Genomic DNA, 26,293 nt, shown 5'->3' with positions numbered 1-26,293 from the left:
ATGAGTACGGACCGAGGACGCATCCGGATAACGGGGTTCGACGCCGACCGCGTCGAGTCCCGCGAACCGCTATCCGACTGGACAGAGACGAGAGACACAGGGACCGAGGGCCGATGGGTGCGCGCCTGGCGCGAGTTCCGCCGGAACCGCAGCGCGATGCTCGGGCTGTACATCGTCATCGTGATGTCGCTGCTGGCGCTGTTTGCCCGTCCAATCACGATTGCTGGCGTCACCGTCCAGCCGTTCTCACTCGCGCCGTATGACCCGGGCGCGATTCTGTACGCGCAGGGCCTCGACGTGAGCGCCTACGAGGCCCCGTCGCTGGCCCACCCGTTCGGGACCGACGGCTCCGCGCGGGACGTGTTCTCCCGCGTGCTGTACGGCGGCCGGTTCAGCCTCTCTATCGGCTTCATCGTCGTCCTGGTCACCGCCGCAATCGGGCTGGTGTACGGCGCGATTGCCGGCTACTACGGCGGCTGGGTCGACGAGACGTTGATGCGGATACTCGACCTCATCTTCGCGTTCCCCGGCCTCCTGCTGGCGCTCATCATCGTCGCCGTGCTCGGGAAGGGGTACTGGGAGCTGGTGCTCGCCTTTACCGCCATCGGCTGGGCCGGCTACGCCCGGCTGATACGCGGCGAGATTCTGAAAGTCAAGGAAAACGAGTACGTGCTGGCGGCGAAAGCGCTGGGAGCGCGGGACCGCCGTATCATCTTCAGACACGTCGTCCCCAACGCCATCGCGCCGCTGGTCGTTCAGGCTTCCCTTTCCATCGGGACCGTCGTCATCGGTGTGGCAGCACTTGGCTTCCTCGGGCTGGGCCTCCCGCCCAGTTCCGCCGAGTGGGGCACGATGCTCGACCAGACCCGCCAGACCATCGTTCAGGGGCCGGGCGGGTCGATTCCCTGGTGGGTCACCGTCTTCCCCGGCGGCGCAATTTTCCTGTTCGTGATGTCGATGAACCTCATCGGCGACGGCATCAACGACGCGCTTGACGCCCAAGAGGGCGAGGACGTGGCCCGCGGGGGCGAAGTCTGATGGCGCTGCTGGAAGTCGAGGACCTCACGGTCAAGTTCTACACCGAGGAGGGCGTCGTCACCGCCGTCGACGGCCTCTCCTTTCATATCGAACGCGGCGAGACGTTCGGCGTCGTCGGCGAGAGCGGCGCGGGCAAGAGCGTCACCGCGCTATCGGTACTGCGACTCATCGAAGAGCCCGGGCGTATCGAGAGCGGGACCGTCCGTTTCGACGGCGAGGACCTGCTGTCGATGTCCGAGTCCGACGTGCGCGACGTACGGGGCAACGACATCGCGATGATATTTCAGGACGCACAAACTGCGCTCAACCCAGTCTACACCGTCGGCGAGCAGATCGCCGAGGCGGTGCGCCACCACCTCGACTACGACGACACGGCCGCCCGCAAGCGGGCTATCCGCCTGCTCGATGACGTGGGCATTCCCGAGCCGGCAGCCCGCTACGACGACTACCCCCACGAGTTCTCCGGGGGTATGCAACAGCGGGTCGTCATCGCGATGGCGCTGTCCTGTGACCCCGACCTGCTCATCGCCGACGAGCCGACGACGGCGCTCGACGTGACCATCGAGGCGAAGATTCTGGACCGCCTCGAACATCTCGCAGAGGAGTACGACACAGCGATTCAGCTCATCACCCACGACCTCGGCGTCATCGCAGAGATGTGTGACCGGGTGATGGTGATGTACGCCGGCCGCGCCGTCGAGAAGGCGACCGTCGAGGAGCTGTACTACGACCCGAAACACCCCTACACCGTCGGGCTGATGAGCGCTATCCCCCGCATCGGCGACGAGCAGGACCGCCTCCAGACAATTCCCGGGACCATGCCGGACCTCGTCGAGGTCCCCTCTGGCTGTAGCTTCCACCCGCGGTGTCCTTTCGCCGAGGAGGTGTGTACGCGCAAACAGCCGGCGCTGGTCGATCCCGACACCGGCGACGCCGTTGGGCTGTCCGACCGGGCAGCGGCCTGCCTTGCATACACTGGCGACCTCGACAGCGAACTGGATTACGAGGTCGAGGTGACAGGCCGTGACGCGCCGCCCAGCGAGCCACAGTCGAACTCCCGTATCCACGCGCCGGACGCCGAGCAGCACCGGGCCGACTCCGACCCGCTTCCCGCCGATTCCGACCCGGTCGGAAGCGATACCGACCTGCTGGACCAAGACGACCCGGACGAGGATACGGGAGGCCAGCAGGATGGCTAGGACGGCCGACAGCCCCGTTCTGGAGGTCGAGGATCTCACAAAGTACTATGAATCCGGCGGGGGCCTCGTCGATACCCTGCTGGGCCGGAGTCAGGAGGTGAAGGCACTGGACGGCGTCGACCTGGAGCTATACCCCGGGGAGACCCTTGGTATCGTCGGGGAGTCCGGCTGTGGCAAGACCACGCTCGCTCGGAGCCTCCTGCAGCTTATCGAACCCACGGCCGGGACGGTCCGTTACGAGGGCGAGGACCTGACAGCGGCCTCTGACGACCGCCTACGGGCGCTCCGAAAAGACATCCAGTACATCTTTCAGGACCCTTTCGCCAGCCTCAATCCGCGGCTGACGGTCGGCGACATCGTCGGCGAGCCGCTGGACATCCACGACATCGCCGAGGGCGAGGCCCGAGCCGAGCGCGTCAGCGACCTGCTGGAAACTGTGGGGCTCAATCAGCGACACGCCCACCGCTACCCGCACGAGTTCTCAGGCGGCCAGCGCCAGCGTATCGGCATCGCCCGCGCGCTCGCCGTTGACCCCGAAGTCATCGTCTGTGACGAACCTGTCTCGGCGCTAGACGTGAGCGTGCAGGCCCAGATTCTGAACCTGCTTGCGGACCTGCAGTCGGAGTTCGGCCTCTCCTACATCGTCATCGCCCACGACCTCAGCGTCGTCGAACACATTGCCGACCGCGTCGGCGTCCTCTATCTCGGAGAGTTTGCCGAGATCGGTCCGACCGAGGACGTGTTTCAGCCGCCGTATCACCCCTACGCCGAGGCGCTGCTGTCCGCCATTCCGGAGCCGGACCCCGGCTGGGAGGGCGACCGTATTTTTCTCTCCGGCGACGTTCCATCGCCGCTGAACCCCCCGTCGGGCTGTCGGTTCCACACCCGCTGTCCGAAGGTCATCCAGCCCGAGGGGACAGACATGGCACAGTCTGAGTGGCGGTCACTGATGGACCTGACACAGCGGCTCCGGAGCGCCGACTCGCTGAAAGCGGTGACCGCAGTGCAGGAGGGCGTCGAGAACGAGGACCTCGGCCAGCTCTCGCGGTCGGCCCTCGACACGCGGGTCCGCGCCGAGTTCGGCCTCCCGGACCCGATTGGCGACCGCGAGGCCGAGGAAGTGTTTGGGACGGCCCTCGACCACCTACACGACGGGGCTTTCGAAGCCGCTCGGACGGTGATGAGCGACGCCTTCGAGTCCCCCTGTGAGCGAACCGACCCCGCGCTGTTCGACGTCGGTGACGACCACCGCATCGCCTGCCTGCTGTACGACGACGCGTATCCGGATACGCCAACGCGGACCGGGTAGCCCGGCCAGACCGCCAGTGCGGGACGGGACGCGACCCGCTCGCTATGCAAACTCGACGCCGGTAATTTCGAAGCGTGCCCCGCCATCGGCGCTGTCCGTCACGCCGACCGTCCAGCCATGGGCCTCAGCGATGCGGTCGACAATCGCCAGTCCGAACCCGGTGCCGTCGTCATCGGTCGAGTATCCCGCCTCGAACAGTGCTCCGCGCTCGGCTCCCGAGACGCCGGGGCCGTCGTCCGCGACGTAGAACCCGTCTTCGAGGATTCCAATAGAAATTGTCACGCCCTCACCGTCGGCTGTGTCCTCCGGCTTCGTCTGGCTGCTCGTAGCGCCGTGGTCCACATCCGTCCGTTCCTGTGACGGTGGCTCTGCCGACCCGTGCTCCGTACTGTCGTCGACCTCCGCTGGACGGCTCGTGGAACCGTGTTCCACACTGTTTCGGAGCAGGTTTTCGAGCAGTTGCAGCAGACGTGGCCGGTCGGCGGTGATCATCACGTCCCGCTCGTCAGTAGCAGCGAAGACGAGGGTCCCGTCCTCTGTATCCTGAGAGACCATCTCCCACGCATCCGTGACCGCGCTACGGAGCGAGACCAGTTCGGTCTCCTGGATGTCGCGCCCCTGTCGAGCAAGGAGCAACACGTCATCGATGATGCGCTCCATCCGGTCGAGTGCAGTCTCGATTCCCGCCAGATGGCTCTCATCACCGGTCTTGCGGGCGAGCTTCAGTCGCCCCTGTGCGACGCTCAAGGGGCTGCGAAGGTCGTGGCTGACGACGCTGGCGAACTCGGCGAGCCGGTCGCGCTCGCGCTGTAGTTCCTGCTCCTGATTGCGGATGTCAGTGATGTTGCTTGCGACGCCGAACACGGCGACCGGGTTGTCCGGGTCAGACCGCTCGCCCGTATCGTATATCGGGACCTTCGTCGAGAGGTACTGGCGTGGCTCGCCGTCAACAATGATGCGCTCCTCGACCTCTAGCGGTTGCCCGGTCTGGAGGACTGCACGGTCGTTTGCCCACACTGTGTCAGCCATCGCTTCGGGGAACAACTCGTAATCCGTTCGGCCAACGATCTCCTCGTCAGCGAGTCCAATCATCTCCCGATAGCCGTGGTTAACGAAGATGTACCGCCCCTCGTCGTCTTTCATGAACATCGGGGCCGTGGTGTTTTCCAGAATCGCTTCAAGACGGCGCTGCATGACCTCCAGTTCACGCTCGCGTTCTTTTCGCTCGGTAATGTCGTGGTGGACGCCGACCATCAGCGCACTGCCGTCGTACTCAACGGGCTGCCCTCGAACGGACCCCCACTGTACGTCGCCGTCACAATCAATGAACCGGAACTCCCCGTCGTAGATGCTGTCCGTCTCGACTGCGCGCTCTATCTGCTCGCGGAATTCAGGGCGGTCCTCCGGATGGATCAGGTCGAGCACGGCCGACAGCGTGCCGTCGAACTCTCCGGGCTCGAAGCCCATGAGCTGTTCGAGCGTGTCGTTCCACACGACCTCGTTCGTCTCGCAGTCCCATTCCCAGATACCCGTTTCGCTGCCCTCTAGAGCCAGTTGCAGTCGGCGCTGGGTTTCTTGTAGATCGCGTTTCCGTTCGCGCTGCCCGGTCATATCTGTCAGCGTGCACACGACGCTTTCGACAGCGCCGTCGTCGTCGAACAGCGGCGCGCCGTTCACCGAAAGCACCTTCTCGGCACCGTTCGGCCAGCGGATCTTGTGACGGGCGTCGTAGAGGGGGGCGCCGGTTTCAAACACCTGCCGAAACGGGAGTTCCGCGTCCGGTATCGGGTTCCCGTCGAGGTCCCGGATACCCCACTCCGGGTCGTTGTAGGTCCGGTCTTTCACCGCCGACTGTGACAGTCCGAGAACGTCGACGGCGCGCTGATTGGCGAACACGAACCGGCCATCACGGTCGAGTTGCACGACACACGACGGGACGGTCTTGAGGATCTGTTCGAGTCGGTGTCGCCGGCGCTTCGCCTCGGTCACCGACTGTCTCGCTTCCACCGCGTTCTGGACGCGGTTAGCCAGCAACGTGTACTGGTCTGTGCCACCGTTCTTCTGCAGGTAGTCAGTGACACCGGCCGAGATAGCGTCGCTTGCGACCTCTTCGCTCCCTTTGCCGGTGAACAGAATGAGCGGGAGGTCGGGGTATTCCTCGCGGACGGCTTCAAGGAACTCGATGCCGTCGCGTCCGGGCATGTCGTAGTCCGACACGATACAGTCAAAAGTGGTGGCTTCGAGTCGCTCCAGCGCGTCTTCCGCCTTCGACACTGTCTCCACGCGGAGTCGGTCGTCCTCGCGCTCAAGGAACGCAGCAGCTGTCTCGGCGAAATCCGGCTCGTCGTCGACGATCAACAGCCGAACCGTGTCACGTGTCGATAGCATCAGGGCAAGAGGCTTGTTGGCACCTGAGAGGGCAGGCCACTTAGTGTGTTTGGCTATTTGTCATATACGCGGCGTATTGACAGGTAGTTGAACTATACGTTCATCTCCTGTTCTACGGGTATGAGTGACCAGACACCGCTTAACAGTGGCATTGACACGGCGAGACACTTTTGCGCACACCGACCCATGTGCTGACAATGCGTCGCATCTACGACTCGGGAGCGCTCCACCGCGACGACGAGGAGCCACAGGCCCCCACCGAACGCCGGACGCAGCCACAGGCCACACGCAGCATCGACGGCGGGGCCTGGAGCGACCTGCTGGTGCCGACGTGGCTCCGCTATCGCGCCGTGTCGGTCGATATCGAGGTCCCAGAGACGTCGTATCCGGCTGGAACCAAGGTGCCGTTCGTCGTGACGATGCGGAACGCGCTTCCGGTGCCGATAACGCTCCCGACGGACTCACTACGACCATGGACGTGGTACGTCGATGGCGTGCCCGAGGCGTCCCACGTCGATAGCGTGCCCAGCGATGACAGCAGTCTCCGGTTCGGCCGCAGCGAGCGAAAGCGGTTCAGGCGGCAATGGGACCGGATGTTCCGGGTCAGCGACGACGAGTGGGAGCCCGCGCCGGCCGGGGAGTACACCATCGGTGCGGGGCTGAGTGTGGCCGACGCCGCCGAGCGTGGCCTGTACAGCGAGACGACGATCAGAATCAGTGACCGATAGTTTGAGCGGCCCGAGTCAGGACCCGCTCGGGGTGGGAGCAGGCGTCGGCGTGGGAGTCGGGGTCGGCTCCGACGGTGTTTCGGCCGGAGTGGAAGCACTGTCACCAGTCCCGAACCCAGCACTTGGGGTCGCGCCACCGTCCGGATCGGGTGCCTCGCCGTCGAGCAGGAACGAGAGCAGGTTCCCGATGAACACCTCGTTGTCGGCGTCGTATATCTCGGAACTCCCGACGAGCGTCGAGTCGGCGACAAACACCATATTGTCGTTACGGACGACTGTTGCGTACGTACCGGTGCGCCGCGTCTCCAGCGTCCGGGTGCCCTCGGCAGCGGTGAACTTCGTTTCGGCATCGCCGTTCACCACCGCGTAGCCGGCGGTGTCAAACGTAATCGTCTCGACACCGTCAGTCAGTTCGCCGTCATCGCTTGGCGACGCGTAGATGGCTTTGAAGTTGTTGTCGTTGGCCCTGTCATCGACATTGTACAACTGTTCGGCACCCATCCGGATGCCGTACTGTTCGGTGGCGTTGTTGGCTCCGAACGACACGGTCGTCGTCGACTGAGTGAATCCAGTCGACAGGCGGGTCTGTGTCGGTTCGGCGAGGATGACAACGCGCCCGCCGTCCTCGGTGTACTCCTGCAGCGCATCGCGCTCTTCTTGGGAGTAGCTTCCGAGCGGCTGGACGATGAGCACACCGTCGTACTGGCCCAGCGAGTCGGCGAACGAAGCGGTGCCGGACGTGCCGTACTCGATGGTATGGCCCGCCTCGAACACGGCCTCGGTAATCGGTTCGAGTTCGGATTCGGACACCTGATTCCCGTGGCTCGTATCGACGAGAATCCGCTTGTCACTCCCGTCGGTGTCGATCGATATCTCCCCGTCCTCCGGGTCGACGGGTGCGTTGACGGCGTCAGGCTGGTACTGCGACGGCGATTGGCCATCGATAGACTGGCCATCGGGCGGTCCCGACGACCCGGGATTGACGACTGCGAGGAGGAACGTCCCGCCCAGTATCACGACGAGAACGACGATGAACACGGCAAGCGGCTTGACGATACGGCCCTCAGTCATTGCGGATCACCGTTGCATTGTTGTCTTCGGCAGGGATTCCCCAGACGGCGTAGTACTTCACCGGTTCTCGGAACGTCGTCTCGCTGTCGTCGGGATGGACGAGATAGGTCACGTTGTTCGCGCCCTGCACGGTTTCAGCGCCGGCAGGGACAATGATGACGTTGAACTCGGCACCGCCACTGCCCTGATACACCACGTCATACCGGTCGCCATCGATGTCGTCCGAGAGCGCGGCGGCCCGCTCGATAGCCAGTTCGGTGTCGCCGATTCGGTCGGCGAAGCCATTCTGGGTCGCTTCTGCGCCCAGATACGTACCGCCGTTGGCGACTTCTTCGCGGGAGACCGTCAGTTCCTCACCCCGGTGGCGCATGACCGTCCCGACGAAGGACCGCTGGAGGACCTCGATGTCCTCGCGGAGGCCGTCCTTACTTATCTGTGCCTTGTCCGGCCCCGAGCGGACGAACGTCTCGCCCTGCTGTTCGACCTGCTCGATGAGGCTCAGCGGGGCCTGAACGATGACGCCGATGCTACCGACGTTCGAACTCGGCTTGACGACGATCTCGTCGGCCGGTGTGATGCCGTAGTAGCCCCCCGAAGCAGCGGTCCCCTCGACGTAGGCGACGACTGGCATCTCGCTGGCCGTCCGGTTCACCGCGAGGTAGAACTCCTCGCTGGAATCGACCGGGCCACCGGGACTGTCGACCCGAAGGACGACCGCCTCGATTGATTCGTTGGTCCGTGCCTCGCGGAGGTCTTGCGTGACGGCGTTGACGTTCGCGTCGGTCGTGCCGCCGCGAAGGGTGATGACGGCGACGCTCGGGTCGTCGTCACCACCGCTTGGCACGCCGTTCCAGATGACCGGCGCGAAAATCGCGGCGATGACGAGTGCGAGCGTGACCGCGATCACGTACGACGCCGTCATCGCCGAGAACAATTGTTCTCTCCCAAACATCTATACATCCCGTTCGGACTGCGGAAATAATAAACCCCGGCCGGGGAATGACGTCGCAGTCCGGCATCCAGACTGGCTGAGCCGCCAGCGACCAACGGTTATTGGGCTCCGGGCCGTCACGCCGGTATGGAGACCCGAGCGCTGGGCGACACTGGACAGGAGAGTACGGTGCTGACGTTCGGCTCGATCGCACTCAACTGGCTCGAACAGGAGGGTGCGAACCAGCTGGTCGAACTCGTGCTGGACCACGGGGTCAACCACTTCGACGTGGCCCCGACCTACGGCGACGCCGAGTTGAAGCTGGGGCCGAAGCTCCGGCAGTACCGCGAGGAGGTCTTCCTTGGATGTAAGACCCAAGAACGCGAATACGAGGGGGCGGCACAGAAAATCGACCGGTCGCTGAACCGTCTCGGTATCGACACCATCGACCTCTACCAGATCCATGGGCTGGAGTACGAGGCGGAGCTGGACACCATCACCGCTGACGGCGGCGCGCTGGACGCGATACGCGAGGCGAAGGCGGCGGGGAAAATCGACCACATCGGGCTGACCAGCCACGGCAACCCCCAACTGATTATCGACGCCATCGACCGCATCGACGACCTTGAGACGGTGATGTTCCCGCTGAACCCCGTCGTCGCCGGGAAGGACGGCGACGAGTACGACTACGAGGCCGTGCTGGAACGCTGTGAATCGGAGGGCATCGGCACACTGGGCATCAAGGCGTTCGCGAAGGGGTCGTGGCCGCCGACCGACGAACTGGCCGAGGCCGACCGCCCGTACGCGAACTGGTACGAGCCGGTTGACACGCCCGAAGCCATCCGCGAGCGGTTCGACTTCGCCGCCGCCCAGAGCCTCGATACCGTCGTCAGCCCCGGCGACCCGAAGCTCGTCAAAATGGTACTCGACGCCGCCAGCCGCTCCGAGGGGATGGACGAGGCCCGCCAGCGCGCGCTCATCGAAGAAGCGCGACACGACGACAGTCCGGTGCCCGAGCAACTGCACCACTGAGCGTGACCGGGGACGTTCCGGAGACGGTGACGGCCGCCCTCGCCGACCAGCAAGTCGCGGGGCAGGTCTGTCTCGAAGCCGGGGCCGGCGTCGGCAACACGACGGCCGGGCTGCTGACCGCGGGGGCAAAGCGGGTGTACGCAGTGACGAACGACGCCGACCACGCCGCGACGGTGCGGGACCGCGTTGGCGACGGCAACGCCGACCGGCTGGCCGTGGTTACGGCCGACCTCCGGGCGACGCCGCTTGCGACCGACAGCGTCGACCTCGTCACCGCCCACGGACTCTGTAACGTCCTGCCGCCTGCTGACCTGAACGCTGTCGCGGCCGAACTGGCGCGGGTCGCGAGGCCTGACAGCCACCTCGTTGTCGACGACTACGCGGTGCCACCAGCCAGTGCGGCCGTCACCCGACTGTTTGCACTGGAGAACGCCGCCGCGCGGGTGGTCGACGGTCGGCCAGCGCTGACGTTCTACCCCGCCGGTGTGCTGGCCGCGATGTTCGCCGACCACGGCTGGGCTATTGAACGCCGAAAGACGCTGCTGGACCCGGTGCCCTGGACCGAGGCGCACATAGAGGCACATAGCGATGTGGTGCGTGAGTACGCAGACGAACTTCCAGACGTAGTTGGGGAACCGCTGGCCACGATGGCTGATAACCTTGTTTCTGCTATCGGCTCAGAGCGAGCCGGGACGATGTACAGTCTCGCGTTCCGGCTAGCAGATAGGTGAGATATGGGACTGTACTGCGATGAGAACGAGTGTTTTGACAGCCACACGTGCTCACAAGACTCCAACGAACACATCTGTTCCTAGCAACCGAACGGCTAAGGAAGCGCCGCCCGACGACCCAATATGACGCTCGACCGATTATCTGAGTTCGACGCCGAACCGGCTGACGGTGAAGTCATCGACGGAGAGCTGGCAGTAACAGACGACGTGCTGGTAAAAGCATTCGCGCTGGGGCCGGACGCGACAATCGACCCGCACGAACACGACGACGCGACAAACGTGTTCCACGTCGTCCGCGGCGAGGTGACGGTCCAGCAAGACGGCACCGAGGAAATAATTGCCGCGCCGGGCGTTGTTCTGAACGAGCGCGGGCAGGCCCACGGCGCGCACAACCACACTGACGACGTTGCCGTGTTGACCGCAAGCCTCTGTCCGCTGCCGGGACAGTAGGGGCTGCCGCCGAGACAGCAGTGCCGGCCAAACGGTTCCGCACCACGCTTATTGGTATCACAGTTCACTGACATGCTATGGCCCAACCACTGCCAACAAACAGGCTTCGCAAAACGGTCGACAGCGGCGGCGTCGCGCTGGGCGTCCTCGACAACACGTACAGTCCGACGCTGGTGAACCGCCTCGGGGTCAAGCCCCGAGGCTTCCCGTGGGTTAGTCGGACACTCCCACTCGACCATCGGCCTGATAGCCTCGAACAGTCGGATGGGTCACGGTCGGGGCGTCCACGGCCCCCGATGCCTGCCGTCGCACCTTCCGCACGGTAGGAAGGCTGTTGAGAGCAGGCACATTCCAGTCCTGGTGATTCTCGATGCCTTTCACAGCGATATTGACGCTTGCACCACAGTCGCTGTGATCTTGATGACCGCACGACCGACACCTGAACCGCTTCTTGTTCCGATTCGCACGCTCCGTATACCCACATATCGGACACCGCTGACTGGTGTACTCGGGGTTAATCCACGCAGTCGGGATACCCTCGAATGACGCCTTGTACGACGTGTAGTATTGGAGAGCGCGGAACGGGAGGTGGTGCAAGCGTCGATTCATCCGCGTGCCGTAGTCGATACTATCACGCATCTCTTTGAGGTCTTCAAAGACGATGCACGGCTTCTCGAATTGACGGCACCACTCCACTATGTGACGGCTCACCTTGTGGAGTCTGTCGCGAACGAATCGTTCCTCACGTCCTTCGAGCGTGTCGTGAATGCTTTCTTTCCCCACGTTCTGCACACGCTTCCGCATCGTGAAGTAGCGGTGACGCTCGAACTTGATTTCGGGGAAGTCAATGACCAACGTATCTTCGACGCCATCCTCGGAGAGCGCGGTGAGAGCCACGTTGTCCTCGTTCACGTCCACGCCGACAACTGTCCGCGAGTCCTGCTTGTCTCGAACGGTCTGCTCGGTGTTGGTGACGTTGACGTGTAACTCGGCGTTCCCGTTGTGGAACAGGGCTTCTGCTGTGCCAATGTTCCACTCGTCGCTTTCGAACGCGGTCTTGAGAATGTCAAGGTGAGCGTCGTCGCCTTGGAGAACGCCTTTGACGTGCTTGTAGGGCTTCGCGCTGATGCGGACTGCCACGTCGCCGTCGTCGGTGAGCGACAGGTTGTACCCCTCCTCGTAGTTTGCTCGAAGCGGGTACGCGCCGTCCTTGGTATGACTCGGTTGGCCGAAGTCGTCGTACTCGTAGTGGTTCTCCATCGCACCGAGCGCCTTCGCAACGACACGCTGAGTCGTATTCTTCACGAGGTTGGCGTCGTCGGCTACACGGTCGGGAATCGCGTCCCAGTCCACGCCCTGTTTGGCGAGGCGGATAGTTTCGTTGTACACCGACCGCGATTCGAGACAGGCGTCACGGAGCAGACTCTCGTTGTCACTCTGAATGTCGAGTTGGAAATCCAGCGTCTTGACGAGAGCCTGTGAGTCGGTCATTCTTCGTCTTGTTCTGTGGGTTCTGAGGTTCGGACAACTTTCACGCCGGCTCCACGCCAACGTTTGGGGACGGTGACGTGGGCGCTGTTCCCAAACGCCTTGACCTCGCCGTCGAGAACTTCCTCACCGTCGATTTCAAAGCGGTTCGCCATATCTGTGTATATCCTTTGGATATACTTAACTGTGTTGATGGGGTGTGTTCGATATGGGTGAGAAGCGGTCGAATCACACGATGTACAACGTCAACTACCACTTCGTGTGGTGTCCGAAGTACCGCCACGCGATTCTCGACCCAATCGAGGATTCGCTGGAAGCGAGTTTCCGCGACGTGTGCGACGAGTACTGTTACGAGATACTGTCGCTCCACATTTCGCCCGACCACGTACACCTATTTCTGTCAGCCCACCCGAAGCACTCACCGAGCGAGATTGTGCGGACGGTCAAGAGCGTCACGGCGCGGGAGATGTGGGAACAGCACGAACCGTACTTGGAGGAATATCTGTGGGGCGGTGGATTCTGGGAGGAATCATACTATGTTGGGACGGCGGGAGATGTTTCGACCGACACGATTGAGCAGTATATCGAGAGAACGGAACACGTTTAGCGTGGCTTACGGCCTTCACCCTCGGGGTCAAGCCCCGAGGCACTCGGCCTGCTCCGCCTGTAGAGTTCTACGGCGACCTCGGCGTCGATTTCGTCTGGCTGGATTTTGAACACGGCGGGCCGGACCCGTGGGACGCGGCGACCGTCGAAGACCTCCTGCGGGCGGCCGACGGCACCGGAACGGAGCTACTGGTTCGCCTGCCGGATACGTCGCCGACGCTGGTCCGGAAGGCGCTGGATCTGGGGGTGAAGAACGTCTTCCTGCCGCGAGTCGAAACCGCCGCGGAGGTGCGGGAAGCTGTCAAATCCGGCCGGTTCCGGTACGACGGTGAGGCGGGCGACCGAGGGTTGGCCGCGCCCCGAGCGCGCCGCTGGGGACTGGGCGAGAACTACATCGAGGCCTCGGACGAGGAGACGCTGGTCGGGACCACAATCGAGACCGCGGAGGCGGTCGAGAACATCGACGCCATCCTTGACGTGCCAGAACTCGGCTTCGTGTTCATCGGACCGTTCGATCTGTCGGTGTCGCTTGGCCACCCCGGCGAAATCGAGCATCCGGAGGTACAGGACGCAGTGGAGACGGTCCGCTCGGCGGCCGTCGAAGCGGGTGTCACCGTCGGCGGCCTCGGCTTCGGGATGGACGACGTGAACGAGAAGGCCGAGTCAGGGTATCAGATACTGCACGTCGGGAGCACGACCGGTGCGATAGAGAGCGTTGTCCGTGGATGGTTAGAGGATTTCGAGGAGTAGCAGGGCTAAAAACACCAGCAGCGCGCCGTGGTTAGGCGCTCGCGCCGGATTCGGCGCCGTTCGTCGCGTCGACGGCGCTGTCGTCCAGTTCCGCCTCGGCTTCCAGCAGTTCGCGGTAGCGCTCGCGGATAGTCACCGTACTGATGTCGGTCGCCTCGCTGACGGTCTCCTGTGTCATCTCCTCACCCAGTAGCAGGCCGGCAGCGTAGATGGCCGCGGCGGCGAGGCCGACGGGGCTCTTACCGCTGTGGACATTTGCTTCCTTCCCTGCCTCGATGAGGGCGCGGGCCTGGCGTTCCAGCGCGTCGTCGGCGTCGAGTTCGGAGACGAACTTGCTGAGGTAGGTCGCGGGGTCCGGCGGGCCGACCTGCAGCGAGAGTTCACGGTTGAGGTAGCGGTACGCGCGGGTGAACTCCATCTCGTCGACGCGGCTGACGACGGCCATGTCGTCGAGCGTCTGCGGGAGGTTCGCCTGCCTGACGGCGGCGTACAGCGCAGCGGTCGCCATTCCTTCGATGGAGCGGCCGGGCAACATTCCTTCGTCGAGGGCGCGGCGGTAGATGACGCTGGCTGTCTCGCGGGCACTCTCGGGGACGCCGAGGGCGCTGCCCATGCGGTCGATTTCGCCGAGGGCCTGCTTGAGGTTACGCTCGGCGTGGTCGCGGGTGCGGAACCGCTCGTCCCAGGTCCGCAGCCGTTGCATCTTCTCGCGCTGGCGCGAAGACAGGGAGTTGCCGTAGGCGTCCTTGTCCTGCCAACCGATGTTGGTCGAGAGGCCCTTATCGTGTTTCATCTCGGTCGTCGGCGCGCCGACGCGGCGCTTGTTGTCGCGCTCTTGGCTATCGAAGGCGCGCCACTCCGGCCCGTGGTCGATCTCGTCCTCGTCGACGACGAGGCCACACGACTCGCAGACGGTCTCGCCACGACTGTCGTCGGTGACGAGGCTCCCGCCACAGTCCGGGCAGGCGTGGCCGGTACTCGCCTCGGACTCGGCCTGTTCATCCACACTCTCACCGCGTTCGTCGGGGGAATAGATGCTGCGTGTCGTCATGATGTGTTTCTGCGAGCGCGTGGGACGCCCGCGGTCGTACCCAATTATAGGGGTGCATCCCTCATGACGACTCGCTTGGCATATGCCGAACTCCCGAAAAGCGGCAACTGACTGTTACGTTCAGCGGGCCACAGCGGGCGACTCCCCGCCGGCTGTCATCCGGTGCTGAACTGCGACGTGAGAGCATACAAATACTGCAGTCCGGCCCGGTGCTGGTGACAGAGCGTGACGACCGTGGCTACACGCCGGAGCGACCGATGCGGAGCCGGCCACCCTCGGCGACTTCCTCGTCGGCCTGAACTGGCCCCATCGACCGCGTGACGAACGACCGGACGATCCACGCTTCGGCCCGCTGGAGGCGGTACTGGAGCGTCGACCGCGACACGTCAAGCGTCTCTGCAAGGTCGGTGAGCGAGGTGTCCCGGGGTGTCCGGTAGTAGCCGTGTTCGACGGCAGCCTCGACGGCAGCCTGTTGCTCCGGCGGGAGCTCCGCCAGCGTCACGGCCTCGTCGACCCAGTACGACGGCGAACTGAGCTGCCGGAACTCGACAGTCAGTCCCTCCCGGAGCTCGGATTTCATCTCCTCGAACAGCCCATCGACGCCGGCGTCGCTACACAGGAGCAGCCGCCACTCACACCGGCTCCCCCGGCGTTCGGTCTCGACGAGGACGCCGCGGCCGACGTGGTCGATGGCCAGCCGCGGAATCGAGTGACAGTCACCCGCTTCGGACCGGTAGCTGTACACCGTCCGGACCCCGGGGTCCGAGCCGATAACCTCGTAGGTCCAGTCGGTCTTACAGTTGCGGGTCCCGATGCACTCGGTACACTGGACGGGATTGTCGTATACGTCGTCAAGCTGTTCGAGGGCCGTCTCCGGGCCAGCGACCCGTTCGAGCCGCCACATCCCGTCCCGTGTTACATTGCACGCGATTGTCCGGGAGTGTGTTTCCGGGTAATCGATGAACACGTCCATCACAGGGTCGACGTTCCGCTCATAGTCGATAGTGAAGATGAACTCTCGCATATACGTCCCGTTGCGTGCCGAGCCGTTTATACGCACTGTCTCGTTCGGCGTATGCCAAACAAGCCGTCATTATTGAAGCAGGCTTTGAGAGGGGTATGTCGTGTCCTGTCTCTCCATCTACTTGCGAGTCATCCGATGAGCCGCGTACTGGCGGCACGTCGGAGGAGTCTTCATCACGTATTCGTGGACATGAACTGCCGACGCACAACTGGCGACACACCCTCATCTACGGGGTGGTCTTCTGGGCGGTCGTGGCCGCTGCGTGGCTCGCTGTCCCGGCCGGCCACCCGTTCCAGGTAGGCGTCACGCTCTCCGGACTGTTTGTGGCCCCGCTGTTGCCGGTCGCGCTCTGGTGTGATTACCGGCAGGCCCGAGCAGTCGGGACCTGTGATCCCGGGCTTGGCGCGTATCTCGTGAACCTCGCTCGGGATATCAAGACGGCAGGAACCGGTCAGAGCGCACTCGGCGACGAGCGCCGGGAATTCCTCCGGTGTTGAGATAGGTCACGCCGCTCACGTACTCGCGTTCGACTGCTGGGCCCGCGCCTCATCGAGCCAGTCCGGGTCTGGAACGTCTGTCGACCCGACGCCGGTGATCTCGTAGCGCCACTCGACGGAGACCGTTTCGCCGTCGTCAGTTTCGCCGGTCAGCGTCCACGCTGTCTGGCGTGCTAGCCCCTCTTCGTCGACCAGTATCACGACGGTGAAGTCGGTCACAGTCACGTTCCCGCCGGACCCGAACGCGCCAGCGCCGATCTGCCGCCAGGTCGAGAGATCAGAGTACTCGTAGCGGTCCACGGTGACGCCATCGAACGTCTCTGTCCCGACCAGCCGGGCGTCGTCAACTGACTCATAGCTGAGCGTCCCACGGTCGACGGCGGACTGGAACAAAGTGTCGTCCTGGGGTCTGACCTGATAGAACGCCTCGCCGTCCGTCTCGTACCGCGTGTAAGCCGACCCGTCGGCGACGAACGTCTGGAAATCGGTTCTGGCGTCCGGCCCGGACATCGTGAACGTCTCCAGCGAGCGATTCGCCCGCAGGTCAACCTGATAGGCGTTCGTTATCGTGGCTGTCTCACCGGCCTCAGTCGTCGAGTACGACCACGTCGCGGTGAAACTACCCGCGTCCCGCAGAAGGCGGTCCGTCGCTTCGACCGAGAGGTCGTTCCGGTCTGCCGGTGCGGCCCCGCCGTCAGCCTCGTCGTTCCTGCTGTCCGTCGCTGGACCTCCACCGAGACAGCCAGCGAAAACAACCAGCGACAGCACCAACACAGTGAGTAAACGCGTTGTCATGTCTGAGAGGAGGCTGTCCCAGAAGATAAGCTAGTATGGTTGATACGACTGGGGGAACCAGCGAGACAGTACTTACCCCCGCAGAGGCGCTACAGCCAGTCCGTCTCGGGGTCGATCCGGTTTGGCGGCGTCTCACCGACCAGCCCGGCCTTGATGTTCGCGGCGACGGCGGCGTTCAGGTCGTCGCGGGCTTCCTCGGAGTACCAGGCTGCATGCGGCGTAACGATACAGTTGTCGAGGCCGACCAGCGGGTGGTCTGCCGTCGGCGGTTCCTCGGCCAGCACGTCGAGGCCAGCAGCCGCGATTTCACCGTCATCGAGTGCCGTCCGGAGCGCCGCCTCGTCGACGAGCCCGCCACGGCCAGTGTTGACGAGGATTGCCTGATCACGCATCGCCGCGAGCGCGTCGGCGTCTATCATCTCCGCCGTCTCCTCGGTCAGCGGCGCGTGCAGGGAGACGTAGTCGGCCCGCTCGTACAGCGTCTCCAGCGTGACCTTCTCGACATCGGCTTCGGCCATCTCCTCGGCGTCGACATAGGGGTCATAAGTGATTACGTCGAGGTCAAAACCCCGTAGCTGGTCGCGCACCCGCCGCGCGATGGGGCCAAAGGAGACGAGACCCAGCGTCCCGCCGCGGACGCGATGCACCGGGCGGGTCCGCTCCCAGCCCCAGCCGCCATCACGAACGTCGCGGTCGTAGGCGGTAAGCGTCCGAACGCAGTCCAGTAGTAGCGTCACAGTGTGGGTAGCGACCTCGTCTGTACAGTACTCGGGGACGTTCGTGACGGTCACGCCGTTGTCCGCCGCCGCGGACACGTCGATGTTGTCGATACCGACGCCCGCTCTCGCGACGATCTTGAGGTCGTCTAGCGCGTCGAGTACCGCGGCAGTGACCGGCGTGTTCACGTCCACGACGAGCCCCGCCGCCCCGGCGGCGGCATCACAGAGCGAGTCCTCGTCGCCGGTTTCCGCGACGACGACATCAGCGTCGAGTTCCGCTCGCAGTCGGTCGACAGCTATCATCGGGTCATCGCTTGCGACCACACGTTCCATATACGGAGTCAGGGACTGAGACGCTAAAACGGGTCGAAGCCGTTCCCATCGAATAGGAATTCGAGGTCCATGATAGATTGAATACAACGAGGGAACCCGTTGCTTGTTCGAAGCACGCAGGCCGAGCGCTGTGATTTAAGCCACTCGACCGCCAACCCAGGGACATGCAAATCGAGCTGCGGTTTTTTGCCAACTTCCGGGAAGCCGCCGGACAGAAAACGGTTCACCGCGAGTACGAGAGCGACCTGCAGGCCGGCGACGTGCTCCGACAGCTCTCCGAGGAGTTCACAGAGATGGACCTGTTCGAGAACGGCGAACTCCGGGAGTACCTGACGATTCTCCGGAACGGAACGGATATCACCCATCTCGACGGGCTGGAGACCGCACTGGAAGACGGGGACGAACTCAGCGTGTTCCCGCCAGTTGCCGGGGGGTAAGCCCCGTTAGCGTCGGTCGCCAAGTCAACAACAGAAAATAAACGGGAACATCAGGCCGACGCGGTCGCCGGCTTCCAGTTCTGTGTCCAGTCCGTCGAGATGTTCGTTGAATTCACCGTTGACCGCCACTCGCGCGTAACATCTGGTCTGCTCGCCTTCAGGGTTTTTCCTCCCGTCGCCCGGCAGGTCCGCCATCTCCGGTGCCCAGCCCTCGGTGGTGGCGTCAGCTTCGGTTTCCGCGATGAGCATATCGCTCACGTCGTACTCCCGGAAGAACGCATCGAGGAAGTCACGTAGCGTGTCCCCTTCGAACGTGTATGACAGCGACGGGTCGCCGACGGCCTGACGAACGTGGCCGGTACACCTGACCTCGACAGTGGTCAGGTCCGGGTCCGACGCCTGCCGTTCCAGTGTCTCACTGCTCATACGTACGCTACGACCCACCGACACAAGTCAGTAGAGACGAACATGTTCGCCTACCGCCGGGGTTTATTTGTTGCGAACTCTGTGTGGCGATATGGACGATATCGAACTCGGGATTCCGTCCGGGATTGTCGACTCGCTGCCGCCGGACAGCGAGGACACGAAACGCGATATGGAGCAGGCCGTCGGCGGCTGGGAGCGGGAGCTCAACGCCGCCCTCAACTCCGACGAGCCGGCCAGCGCCGTCGTCGACCACATCGAGCAGTTCGAGAGCCGATGGGAGGCCTACGACGAGTACGTCGTCGAACTCCGGGCCTGGGGGCAATCGCCAATCTATGCGATGGCCTGGCGGGACCTCCACGCCGCCGTCATCGCCCAGATTTACGACCACGCGGACCTAGACGAGCGCATCAACCGCGAGCGCAACGCCCGCATCGTCGACGACGGCATCCGGCCGGGATAGAGGGTATCGCTCCAGGGTAGACCGTAGCCGTCCGGGAGAGGCGGGACTCGTCCGTGATAGGCGGATGTGGCGGAACAGCGCAGAGCTGCCGATAGGTTTAGACGACCGCACCCGTAACGACCACATGATGGAGCGTGAACGGAGTTTTCGCGGCATCTCGGTGCGGGCTGCTATCGGGTATCTGGAGAACTTGGGCGGTGAGCAACACGGCGAGGCGACCGTCGAAGGCGACGGCTGGGCGGCGACACTCTCCGAAGAAAAGGTCGCTATCGGGCCGACCCTCCAGCTCAACGAGGTGACCATCCAGTTCGACGGCGAGCCGGAAACGCTGGAGCCCCTTATCGAGAAATTCGCACAGAAAGCGATGCGGGCGGGCGGCTGACCGGGGCGCGATGGCCGACCCGTCGTATCCCATCGAGGGACAGATCGTCCTGCTGGCCGGTACGCAGGCCAGCGTCCCACTCGATCAGCTTCCGGACCTGCTGGAGCGAGTGCAGACGTATCTCCAGGAACACCGTGTGACTTACGATAGAGAGTACGAACGCATCAGCGGTCCCAGAGAGGCCGACTACGTCTGTGCCGAGTCAGGCCACTGGGACAGTATCGGGGCGGAACTCGGCCTGAGCGACCGCGAACAGGACGCAGTTCAGCGGGCCCACGCCGCCCAGTTCGAGCGCGATGGCCGGCGGCTGGACAGAAGCGAGGAGTTCGAGACGACGCTTGAGATCAGGGACGTGCTGGCGGTTACTGCCGAATCGTGATCGTCTCCAGCACGCGCTGAGAGAAGTCCGTCTCCGAGAGGTCGCCGTTTTCGAGGGCGTCGATCCACTCGCTGTCGACCGACCACTCGCCGAGTTCGGTGTCTTCGAGGTCCGTCACGGTCGCCTCGATGTCGACCCCGGACCAATCGTCGGCGTGCAGGTCCCGGAAGACGTTGATGACGCGACCGATCTCTCGGTGGGGAATCACAGCCGCCTCGTCGGCCGAGATCGATTCGTAGGTGAGGCGGTACGTATCGCCCTCGTCGTCGAACTCGGTGACGTAGACGCCGTGGCTGGTCAGTCGAGACTCTACCTGGAATTCGAAGTCGTCGATATCTTCCTTGCGCATTAGAGAACTGAAATGTGTTCGGCGGCCGATGCTGTCTCAGTCGTCGCTCGGTGCCGCTGCGCCGCCGGAACTGACGCCGGTTCCGGGGCCGATGTCGATACCAAGTTCGTCGAGTTTCTCGTCGGGGACGACGCCGTCCTCCCAATCGCGCACCTCGTAGTACTCGTCTTTCATCTTCGAGAGCTCCGCGAGTTCGCCCTCGGAGCCGCCCTGGGCCGGAATCGCGTGCTCGTCGCCTTCGACGAACCGGTTGGGCAGGTCGTCGTCGGCTCCATCGAAGCCGGCGAGGTTGTTGTAGTACCGTTCGAGGTTGTAGATGCGCTCGCCGGCTTCCATCAGTTCTTCTTCGCTCACGTCCAGTCCGGTCATGCCGTTGTACTGCAGGACGTACTCCTCGATACCTTCCGCGAAGGCGTTGAACTTACAGATGTCGAAGGAGTCGCTGATGGCGTGGAGGTCCTGGAAAGTGGCACACAGCTCGCCTTTGCCCTCCCACTCTCGCGGGTCGACTTTCTCCGGGACGCCCAGAAGCTCTGCTGCTGGCGTGTAGCCACGCAGGTGACACGCACCGCGGTTCGAGGTCGCGTAGCCGATTGCCATCCCCTTCATGCAGCGCGGGTCGTAGGCGGCCATCGTCTGGCCTTTGACAGCGAGAGAGTTGGTGTGGGCGTCGAACTCCTCGGCGAGGTGGTCCGGCCCCTCGGCGAGGTGGTCCGCGAGTTCCGTCTCGCGGTGGGCGATCATATCGATCATGTCGATCATCGTGTCGGCGTCGCCCCAGTCCAGCCCGTCGCCGAGGTCGTCGAGTTTCCCCTCCTCGGTCATCTCCATCGCCATCGCCATCGTATTGCCAACGTCGATGGTGTCGACGCCGACGTCGTTACACCGTTCGAGCATCACGGCGATTTTGTCGCGTTCGACGTGGCCGGAGTTCGGGCCGAGCGCCCACGCGGACTCGTACTCGTAGGACTCCGTGCGGACGTTCATCTCCTCGCCCTTGTGCATCGCCTGCACCTCGACTTCCTTTTTGCAGGCGACCGGACAGGAGTGACAGGTTGGCTCGTCGACCAGAATGTTTTCCCGGACGTTCTCGCCTGAAACGTCCTCTGAATCGATAATCCGCTCGCCATCACCTTCGGCGTCGGACATCGCCCGCGTCGAGGAGTACTGGCCGTTTTTCGTCGGCAAACCGTCCAGTTCTTCGGTGACGTTCATCAGGACGTTGGTGCCATACATCGAGAGTCCGCCCTCGTTGGGCGCAGTCACGTCGGACTCTTGGATGACTTGCATCGCCTGCTTGTGGCCTTCCTGGAACGTCTCCTGGTCCTGTGGCTTGGGCATCCGGGTGCTGGACTTGACGACGACGGCCTTGAGGTTCTTGTTGCCCATCACACAGCCGGTGCCGCCGCGGCCCGAGGCGCGGTCGTCCTCGTTGACAATGCAGGCGTATTTGACCTCGTTCTCGCCGCCCTGACCGATGGCCATCACGGAGAGGTTCTTACCCAGCGACCCGCCCTCGATTTCGCCTTCGAGGTCGTCGATGGTGTCGTGGACGCCCTGCCCCCAGAGGTGGGAGGCGTCTCGCAGTTCCACCTCGCCGTCCTCGACGAGGGCATACACCGGCTCGTCGGCCTGGCCCTCGAACAGCAGTCCGTCGAAGCCCGACCACTTCAGCCGTGCGCCCGACCAGCCACCGTGGTGGGAATCAGTGACGGTCCCCGTTAGCGGTGACTTCGTACAGATAGCGATACGGCCGCTCATCGTCACCTGTGTGCCCGTCAGCGGCCCGTTCATGAACGCCAGCAGGTTGTCCGGCCCCAGCGGGTCCACATCCGGCCCCTGGTCGAAGACATACTTCACGCCGAGTCCGCGTGCACCGATGTACTTTTTCGCGTCCTCCTCGTCGATGCCTTCATAGGCTACGTCCCCATCCCCGAGGTCGATTCGCGCCACGTGGTCCTGAAAGCCACCAAGGTCTGTCATGGTAATACGTGACTCTCTGGTTGCGAACAACTTAACGATTTGTGTTGTGATACCCCAGACATCCGATGTTTTCGGCGGGTACTGTTCCTGCGTGACCGGGTCACACCCGTGAGTCTGGTCCGAACCGCTTAAGAGTCCGAACGGCAAATTGCGGATAACTCGCTGGACGACGGGCACCAGCGGGCACCTGCGTGTGCAGGTCGGGATGTGAGTCGCAGACCGCGACTTGAACCACGCAACGCCCGTGGTGAATACATATGGCACGAAGCGCATATTCGTACATTCGAGACGCCTGGAAGAACCCAGGTGACGGACAGCTCGCAGAACTACAGTGGCAGCGCCAGCAAGAATGGCGCGACGAAGGAGCCGTCGAGCGCATCGAGCGCCCGACCCGCCTCGACAAGGCTCGCTCGCAGGGCTACAAGGCAAAGCAGGGCGTCATCGTCGCCCGCGTCTCCGTCCGCAAGGGCAGTGCACGCAAGCAGCGACACAAAGCCGGTCGCCGCTCCAAGCGCCAGGGCGTCACGCGCATCACCCGCCGGAAGGACATCCAGCGCGTCGCCGAGGAACGCGCCTCCCGGACCTTCCCGAACCTGCGCGTGCTCAACAGCTACTCCGTCGGTCAGGACGGCCGCCAGAAGTGGCACGAAGTCATCCTCATTGACCCGAACCACCCGGCCATCCAGAACGACGACGACCTGTCGTGGATCTGTGCCGACGACCAGGCCGACCGCGTCTTCCGTGGCCTGACCGGTGCCGGTCGCCGCAACCGCGGCCTCGGCGGCAAGGGCAAGGGCAGTGAGAAGACCCGGCCGTCGCTGCGCAGCAACCGCGGCAAGGGCAAGTAACGCCGACACAGCAGTTCTATCCGACATTTTTTGCCGGGTGCTCGTTCCGAAGAGCGGTTGGTCTGGCAGGACCGGCAACACCGACTATCGAAAGACTACACCCAGACGCCCTGTTCGCGGTCCATGATACTGACGACGACGACGTGTGGTAGCGTCACGACGGCGATGAACACCAGATACAGCGCGACCCACTCCGGCACCGTTCCGGGCGGGTTCGGGACGAGGAAGTACAGCCCACCGAGTAGGGCGAGTGAGGCGGCAGTCAGCGGCGCAGCGTCGCGGGCGAACCGCGCTAGCGCCGCCGCTGGGTCGCGGTTCTGGAGTGCAGTGGTGGCGTCGTCGTCGACGAGGAGGAGGCGAGCGACGTGGCGCAGCGAGTGCCACAGACAGAAGTACACGCCGATGGCAAGCACCGGCGGAACGAGGGCAAAGTACGCGAGCAGGCCCAGCGTCTCGCCGGCGTCGAGCAGCCACGGCCGACGGGCGTCGGCGCGAGCGAATCCGACGGCCAGCGTCGCCACGACGAGCGCGCCGTAGGCGACTGCAAGGGCGGTTCGCACGTCCGTCCGGAACGCCCAGCCGATAGCCGCCACGGCATCGGGCGCGAACAGCGAGACGAGGTCCGTCGCGACGCGACGATACCAGTCAGGGAACGCGAGCAGCGGGACCAGCATCGGCAGGCCGCCGCGAATCAGGACGGTGCCGACTCGCTGCGGAAGCGACCGGAGGTGGTCAGTGTCGGCCAGCGCACGCAGCGCGTACAGGTCACCTTGCCCCCAGTGGAACCACGTCACTGCGATGAACAGGACAAAGGCCGCGGCGGGCGCGAGGAACCAGACAACTGCGTAGGCCCCGCCAACGCCGCCGTAGAGCGCGAACACGCGAGCGATAGCTCGCCAGTCCGGGTGGTCGCCGCGGGCGCGTGCGACCGCGAGGTGGTCGACCGCGCCGTGGGGCAGACCGAGCAGGACGGCGCTGACGACCAGCGGGACATACTGGAGCGCGGGCGGTATCGAGACCCCGGCGAGGAACGGCACGACAACGGCGAGGCTGGCAACCCAGCCGGGAGCCAGTGCCACCCGGTAGCGAACCGACGGTTCGACGGCGGTGCGGTAGCTCACTCCCATCTGTCGATGAGCCAGATGTAGAGCACGACCCCCTGTACGACGAACAGCGTCGTCAGCAGGAAGAAGACTGCCTCCTCAATCGGCAGGTCGAGCAGGGGAATCGTGTAGCCGGTCGTGTACTGCTTCGAGATGGTCCAGACACCGAGCCGAATGGCGATGCTGTCGATACCACAGAGATAGGCCGTCGGGACCAGCGTCGCGAGGCCGACTGTGCGCCACTCGCCGACGAGGTAGTGCCACCCGAACAGCCACTGAATGGCGAGGATCGGTCCGCTCCAGACCAGCAGCGACCCGAGATACAGCCCTGAGTCAGAGCGCAGGAGCACGAGGCCGAACAAAATGACGGCGAGTGCGGCGGCAAGCCCGACGAGCCGCGTTCGTAGCGGCGTCGCCAGCGAGCGCTCCGTGTCCATCCGAAACCGGGCCACCCACAGCCCCACCATCGCGGTCTGCAGGACGAAAAAGAGGTACTCGCCGAGTGGAATCGACCAGAATCGCACGAGTACGGCCCCGTCGCCGTACCACCAGACGCCGCGCCGGATGAGCGCGCCGTCCCACGGCGTCGTGTAGACGAGCGCCAAGCCTGTGAGTATGGCCGTTGCTGTGAGTACGTCCCGGCGGCTCCCGAGGCGGTAGGTGGCCGTCAGTACCAGTCCGGCCACCACCGGGACCACGAACAGGGCGTGGAACTGGAGATACGTGGGCGTGGGCAACATTAGCTCAGGTGCGACAATGGGTCAGCGGCGACGCCCGACGCGTGGCTGTCATCCACGCCACGTGGGCTGCCCGTGGCTGTGAGCGTCTGTCGGCGTCTCGCCGGGACCACGCTCGGAGACGGCGCTCACGGTGTAAAACGTCGCTTCGGGGTCGCCGTTGCGCCGCCAGTGCCACCACGTCCGAGCGAGGAGCCAGAGCCGCCGACGGCGAGTGAGATCGGGCGTCTCCGTCAGCACGTCGTAGCCGCGGTCGCGAATGAGCCGGTGGTGGTCAGCGTACAGGACTGCGGCCAGCAGCACGCCGAACTGGCAGTCCTCGGGGAGATACCGGATACCGGCGACGCCCTCGCGGTAGAGTTCGTCAGTTCGGGCCAGTTCCTCCTGCATCACCGCACGGAACGCGTCGTCAACCTCGGCGTCGGCCAGTTGCTCCTCGGTGACGCCGTGGCGGTCGAGCGTCTCCTGTGGGAGGTACACCCGTCCGTAGTCGTGGATGTCCTCGCGGACATCCCGCAGGAAGTTCGAGAGTTGAAACGCCTCGGCAAGCGCCGTCGCGTGGGGCAGCGCTTCCGCCTTCTGTGGCGGGTCCATCACCTCGGTCATCATGTGCCCGACGGCGACGGCGGAGCCGCGCATGTACTCGCGGAGGTCCTCGAAGGTCTCGTAGCGGGCCTGTGCGATGTCCATCTCCATTGCGTCGATGAAGACGTTGATCGTCTCCTCGGAGATGTCGTGACGCTCTGCAAGGTCCTGAAACGCTGCCATGACTGCCTCGTGGTCTGTTTCAGCCGGGTCGATGTTCCCGAGCGCGGCCTCGCGAATTACCTCCAGTTGCTCGTGCTGGACGGTCGGTGGCGGGCCGTCCGGCTGGTCGACAACCTCGTCCGCGACCCGGAAAAACGCGTACATGACGTACGTCGGGTGGCGGATACGCTCCGGAAGCAGACGCGTCGCGAGGTGGAACGTCCGTCCAGTTTCCTGCTGTATCGATTTGCTGGTTTGAATGTTATCGGAGTGCATTGAAAGCTATCTGGAAGTCATTCGGC

Annotated in this window: 29 protein-coding genes and 1 pseudogene; 15 read left to right on the top strand and 15 right to left on the bottom strand. The window is 64.0% G+C overall.

Annotated features, from left to right (window positions below):
• Genes C437_RS00790 through C437_RS00780 form a run of 3 tightly spaced genes read left to right on the top strand, consistent with a single transcriptional unit; the run spans position 1 to position 3,546 of the window.
• Positions 1 to 1,038, top strand: coding sequence for an ABC transporter permease (locus C437_RS00790; RefSeq protein WP_004514977.1), 1,038 nt, complete (start codon positions 1 to 3; stop codon positions 1,036 to 1,038).
• Positions 1,038 to 2,237, top strand: a complete 1,200-nt coding sequence (locus C437_RS00785; protein WP_004514976.1) for an ABC transporter ATP-binding protein — start codon at positions 1,038 to 1,040, stop codon at positions 2,235 to 2,237. The genes C437_RS00790 and C437_RS00785 overlap by 1 nt, the downstream gene beginning before the upstream one ends.
• Complete coding sequence (locus tag C437_RS00780; protein WP_004514975.1) at positions 2,230 to 3,546, top strand: ABC transporter ATP-binding protein; 1,317 nt, start codon at positions 2,230 to 2,232, stop codon at positions 3,544 to 3,546. The genes C437_RS00785 and C437_RS00780 overlap by 8 nt, the downstream gene beginning before the upstream one ends.
• 42 nt (positions 3,547 to 3,588) lie before the next feature.
• Here C437_RS00780 and C437_RS00775 read toward each other — a convergent pair whose 3' ends face one another.
• Complete coding sequence (locus C437_RS00775; RefSeq protein WP_004514974.1) at positions 3,589 to 5,934, bottom strand: PAS domain S-box protein; 2,346 nt, start codon at positions 5,932 to 5,934, stop codon at positions 3,589 to 3,591.
• Positions 5,935 to 6,131: 197 nt separating this feature from the next.
• On the opposite strand from C437_RS00775, the gene C437_RS00770 reads away from it, so the two are divergent.
• Complete coding sequence (locus C437_RS00770; RefSeq protein WP_004514973.1) at positions 6,132 to 6,662, top strand: hypothetical protein; 531 nt, start codon at positions 6,132 to 6,134, stop codon at positions 6,660 to 6,662.
• 15 nt (positions 6,663 to 6,677) lie between these two features.
• Here C437_RS00770 and C437_RS00765 read toward each other — a convergent pair whose 3' ends face one another.
• Both C437_RS00765 and C437_RS00760 read right to left on the bottom strand, forming a co-directional pair.
• Positions 6,678 to 7,733: a DUF4350 domain-containing protein gene (locus C437_RS00765; RefSeq protein ID WP_004514972.1), complete on the bottom strand. Its 1,056-nt coding sequence runs from the start codon at positions 7,731 to 7,733 to the stop codon at positions 6,678 to 6,680.
• On the bottom strand, positions 7,726 to 8,685 hold the full coding sequence (locus C437_RS00760) for a S49 family peptidase (RefSeq protein WP_170832129.1): 960 nt from the start codon (positions 8,683 to 8,685) through the stop codon (positions 7,726 to 7,728). The genes C437_RS00765 and C437_RS00760 overlap by 8 nt, the downstream gene beginning before the upstream one ends.
• Positions 8,686 to 8,811: 126 nt before the next feature.
• Here C437_RS00760 and C437_RS00755 point away from each other — a divergent pair, with 126 nt between their 5' ends.
• The 3 genes from C437_RS00755 to C437_RS00745 all read left to right on the top strand — a co-directional run bounded on the left by C437_RS00755 (position 8,812) and on the right by C437_RS00745 (position 10,877).
• Positions 8,812 to 9,696 carry an aldo/keto reductase gene (locus C437_RS00755; RefSeq protein ID WP_004514970.1) on the top strand — a complete coding sequence of 295 codons (885 nt, stop codon included), beginning with the start codon at positions 8,812 to 8,814 and terminating at the stop codon, positions 9,694 to 9,696.
• Positions 9,693 to 10,427, top strand: coding sequence for a class I SAM-dependent methyltransferase (locus C437_RS00750; protein ID WP_049919544.1), 735 nt, complete (start codon positions 9,693 to 9,695; stop codon positions 10,425 to 10,427). Before C437_RS00755 ends, C437_RS00750 begins: the two co-directional genes overlap by 4 nt.
• Positions 10,428 to 10,550: 123 nt before the next feature.
• Entirely contained in the window at positions 10,551 to 10,877 is a 327-nt protein-coding gene (locus tag C437_RS00745; protein WP_004514968.1) for a cupin domain-containing protein, read from the top strand.
• Between the two features lie 213 nt (positions 10,878 to 11,090).
• On the opposite strand, the gene C437_RS00740 is transcribed toward C437_RS00745, so the two are convergent.
• Positions 11,091 to 12,368: an RNA-guided endonuclease InsQ/TnpB family protein gene (locus C437_RS00740; RefSeq protein WP_004514967.1), complete on the bottom strand. Its 1,278-nt coding sequence runs from the start codon at positions 12,366 to 12,368 to the stop codon at positions 11,091 to 11,093.
• Positions 12,365 to 12,520 carry a DUF2080 family transposase-associated protein gene (locus C437_RS20005; RefSeq protein WP_004514966.1) on the bottom strand — a complete coding sequence of 52 codons (156 nt, stop codon included), beginning with the start codon at positions 12,518 to 12,520 and terminating at the stop codon, positions 12,365 to 12,367. The genes C437_RS00740 and C437_RS20005 overlap by 4 nt, the downstream gene beginning before the upstream one ends.
• Before the next feature lie 53 nt (positions 12,521 to 12,573).
• Between C437_RS20005 and tnpA the strand changes: the two genes are divergently transcribed.
• Both tnpA and C437_RS00730 read left to right on the top strand, forming a co-directional pair.
• On the top strand, positions 12,574 to 12,972 hold the full coding sequence (gene tnpA, locus C437_RS00735) for an IS200/IS605 family transposase (RefSeq protein ID WP_004514965.1): 399 nt from the start codon (positions 12,574 to 12,576) through the stop codon (positions 12,970 to 12,972).
• A 59-nt stretch (positions 12,973 to 13,031) separates the two neighbouring features.
• Positions 13,032 to 13,721, top strand: a pseudogene (locus C437_RS00730) (HpcH/HpaI aldolase family protein); the annotation flags it as partial.
• A 31-nt stretch (positions 13,722 to 13,752) separates the two neighbouring features.
• Here C437_RS00730 and C437_RS00725 read toward each other — a convergent pair.
• Together C437_RS00725 and C437_RS00720 are read right to left on the bottom strand one after the other, a co-directional pair.
• On the bottom strand, positions 13,753 to 14,772 hold the full coding sequence (locus C437_RS00725; RefSeq protein WP_004514963.1) for a transcription initiation factor IIB: 1,020 nt from the start codon (positions 14,770 to 14,772) through the stop codon (positions 13,753 to 13,755).
• A gap of 238 nt (positions 14,773 to 15,010) precedes the next feature.
• Positions 15,011 to 15,796 (bottom strand): helix-turn-helix domain-containing protein, encoded by a 786-nt coding sequence (locus tag C437_RS00720; RefSeq protein WP_004514962.1) that lies wholly within the window; start codon positions 15,794 to 15,796, stop codon positions 15,011 to 15,013.
• Between the two features lie 233 nt (positions 15,797 to 16,029).
• Here C437_RS00720 and C437_RS00715 point away from each other — a divergent pair, with 233 nt between their 5' ends.
• A complete protein-coding gene (locus tag C437_RS00715; RefSeq protein ID WP_004514961.1) occupies positions 16,030 to 16,293 on the top strand; it encodes a hypothetical protein in 264 nt (87 codons plus the stop codon).
• A 15-nt stretch (positions 16,294 to 16,308) separates the two neighbouring features.
• Here the strand turns inward: C437_RS00715 and C437_RS00710 are convergent, their stop codons facing one another.
• Positions 16,309 to 17,088, bottom strand: coding sequence for a DUF7537 family lipoprotein (locus C437_RS00710; protein ID WP_004514960.1), 780 nt, complete (start codon positions 17,086 to 17,088; stop codon positions 16,309 to 16,311).
• A gap of 89 nt (positions 17,089 to 17,177) precedes the next feature.
• The gene (locus C437_RS00705; protein ID WP_004514959.1) at positions 17,178 to 18,140 is read right to left on the bottom strand and encodes a C-terminal binding protein; all 963 of its coding nucleotides are present in this window, start codon (positions 18,138 to 18,140) and stop codon (positions 17,178 to 17,180) included.
• A 164-nt stretch (positions 18,141 to 18,304) separates the two neighbouring features.
• On the opposite strand from C437_RS00705, the gene C437_RS00700 reads away from it, so the two are divergent.
• Positions 18,305 to 18,577, top strand: a complete 273-nt coding sequence (locus tag C437_RS00700; RefSeq protein WP_004514958.1) for a ubiquitin-like small modifier protein 1 — start codon at positions 18,305 to 18,307, stop codon at positions 18,575 to 18,577.
• Positions 18,578 to 18,601: 24 nt separating this feature from the next.
• Here the strand turns inward: C437_RS00700 and C437_RS00695 are convergent, their stop codons facing one another.
• A complete protein-coding gene (locus C437_RS00695) occupies positions 18,602 to 19,003 on the bottom strand; it encodes a MoaD/ThiS family protein (protein ID WP_004514957.1) in 402 nt (133 codons plus the stop codon).
• A gap of 91 nt (positions 19,004 to 19,094) precedes the next feature.
• Here C437_RS00695 and C437_RS00690 point away from each other — a divergent pair, with 91 nt between their 5' ends.
• The 3 genes from C437_RS00690 (at position 19,095) to C437_RS00680 (ending at position 20,224) form a co-directional block, all read left to right on the top strand.
• The gene (locus C437_RS00690) at positions 19,095 to 19,463 is read left to right on the top strand and encodes a hypothetical protein (protein ID WP_004514956.1); all 369 of its coding nucleotides are present in this window, start codon (positions 19,095 to 19,097) and stop codon (positions 19,461 to 19,463) included.
• A gap of 127 nt (positions 19,464 to 19,590) precedes the next feature.
• On the top strand, positions 19,591 to 19,845 hold the full coding sequence (locus tag C437_RS00685; RefSeq protein ID WP_079992060.1) for a hypothetical protein: 255 nt from the start codon (positions 19,591 to 19,593) through the stop codon (positions 19,843 to 19,845).
• 10 nt (positions 19,846 to 19,855) lie between these two features.
• Positions 19,856 to 20,224, top strand: coding sequence for a hypothetical protein (locus tag C437_RS00680; protein ID WP_004514954.1), 369 nt, complete (start codon positions 19,856 to 19,858; stop codon positions 20,222 to 20,224).
• Here the strand turns inward: C437_RS00680 and C437_RS00675 are convergent.
• Together C437_RS00675 and C437_RS00670 are read right to left on the bottom strand one after the other, a co-directional pair.
• Positions 20,208 to 20,573 carry a hypothetical protein gene (locus C437_RS00675; RefSeq protein WP_004514953.1) on the bottom strand — a complete coding sequence of 122 codons (366 nt, stop codon included), beginning with the start codon at positions 20,571 to 20,573 and terminating at the stop codon, positions 20,208 to 20,210. The two genes, C437_RS00680 and C437_RS00675, sit on opposite strands and share 17 nt — an antisense overlap.
• A 36-nt stretch (positions 20,574 to 20,609) precedes the next feature.
• On the bottom strand, positions 20,610 to 22,556 hold the full coding sequence (locus C437_RS00670) for an aldehyde ferredoxin oxidoreductase family protein (protein WP_004514952.1): 1,947 nt from the start codon (positions 22,554 to 22,556) through the stop codon (positions 20,610 to 20,612).
• A gap of 257 nt (positions 22,557 to 22,813) precedes the next feature.
• Here C437_RS00670 and C437_RS00665 point away from each other — a divergent pair, with 257 nt between their 5' ends.
• Positions 22,814 to 23,404 carry a 50S ribosomal protein L15e gene (locus tag C437_RS00665; RefSeq protein ID WP_004514951.1) on the top strand — a complete coding sequence of 197 codons (591 nt, stop codon included), beginning with the start codon at positions 22,814 to 22,816 and terminating at the stop codon, positions 23,402 to 23,404.
• Positions 23,405 to 23,499: 95 nt separating this feature from the next.
• On the opposite strand, the gene C437_RS00660 is transcribed toward C437_RS00665, so the two are convergent.
• From C437_RS00660 to C437_RS00650, 3 genes are read right to left on the bottom strand one after another with little or no spacing between them, the layout of a single operon-like run.
• Complete coding sequence (locus tag C437_RS00660) at positions 23,500 to 24,525, bottom strand: Brp/Blh family beta-carotene 15,15'-dioxygenase (protein WP_004514950.1); 1,026 nt, start codon at positions 24,523 to 24,525, stop codon at positions 23,500 to 23,502.
• Positions 24,522 to 25,247 (bottom strand): lycopene cyclase domain-containing protein, encoded by a 726-nt coding sequence (locus C437_RS00655; RefSeq protein WP_004514949.1) that lies wholly within the window; start codon positions 25,245 to 25,247, stop codon positions 24,522 to 24,524. Before C437_RS00655 ends, C437_RS00660 begins: the two co-directional genes overlap by 4 nt.
• A 48-nt stretch (positions 25,248 to 25,295) precedes the next feature.
• Positions 25,296 to 26,267: a phytoene/squalene synthase family protein gene (locus C437_RS00650; RefSeq protein WP_004514948.1), complete on the bottom strand. Its 972-nt coding sequence runs from the start codon at positions 26,265 to 26,267 to the stop codon at positions 25,296 to 25,298.
• Between the last annotated feature and the right edge of the window lie 26 nt (positions 26,268 to 26,293).

Source organism: Haloarcula vallismortis ATCC 29715, assembly GCF_000337775.1.
Lineage (GTDB): Archaea > Halobacteriota > Halobacteria > Halobacteriales > Haloarculaceae > Haloarcula > Haloarcula vallismortis.
Note: the sequence above shows the minus strand (reverse complement) of the source record. Positions and strands in the feature narration are given on the sequence as shown.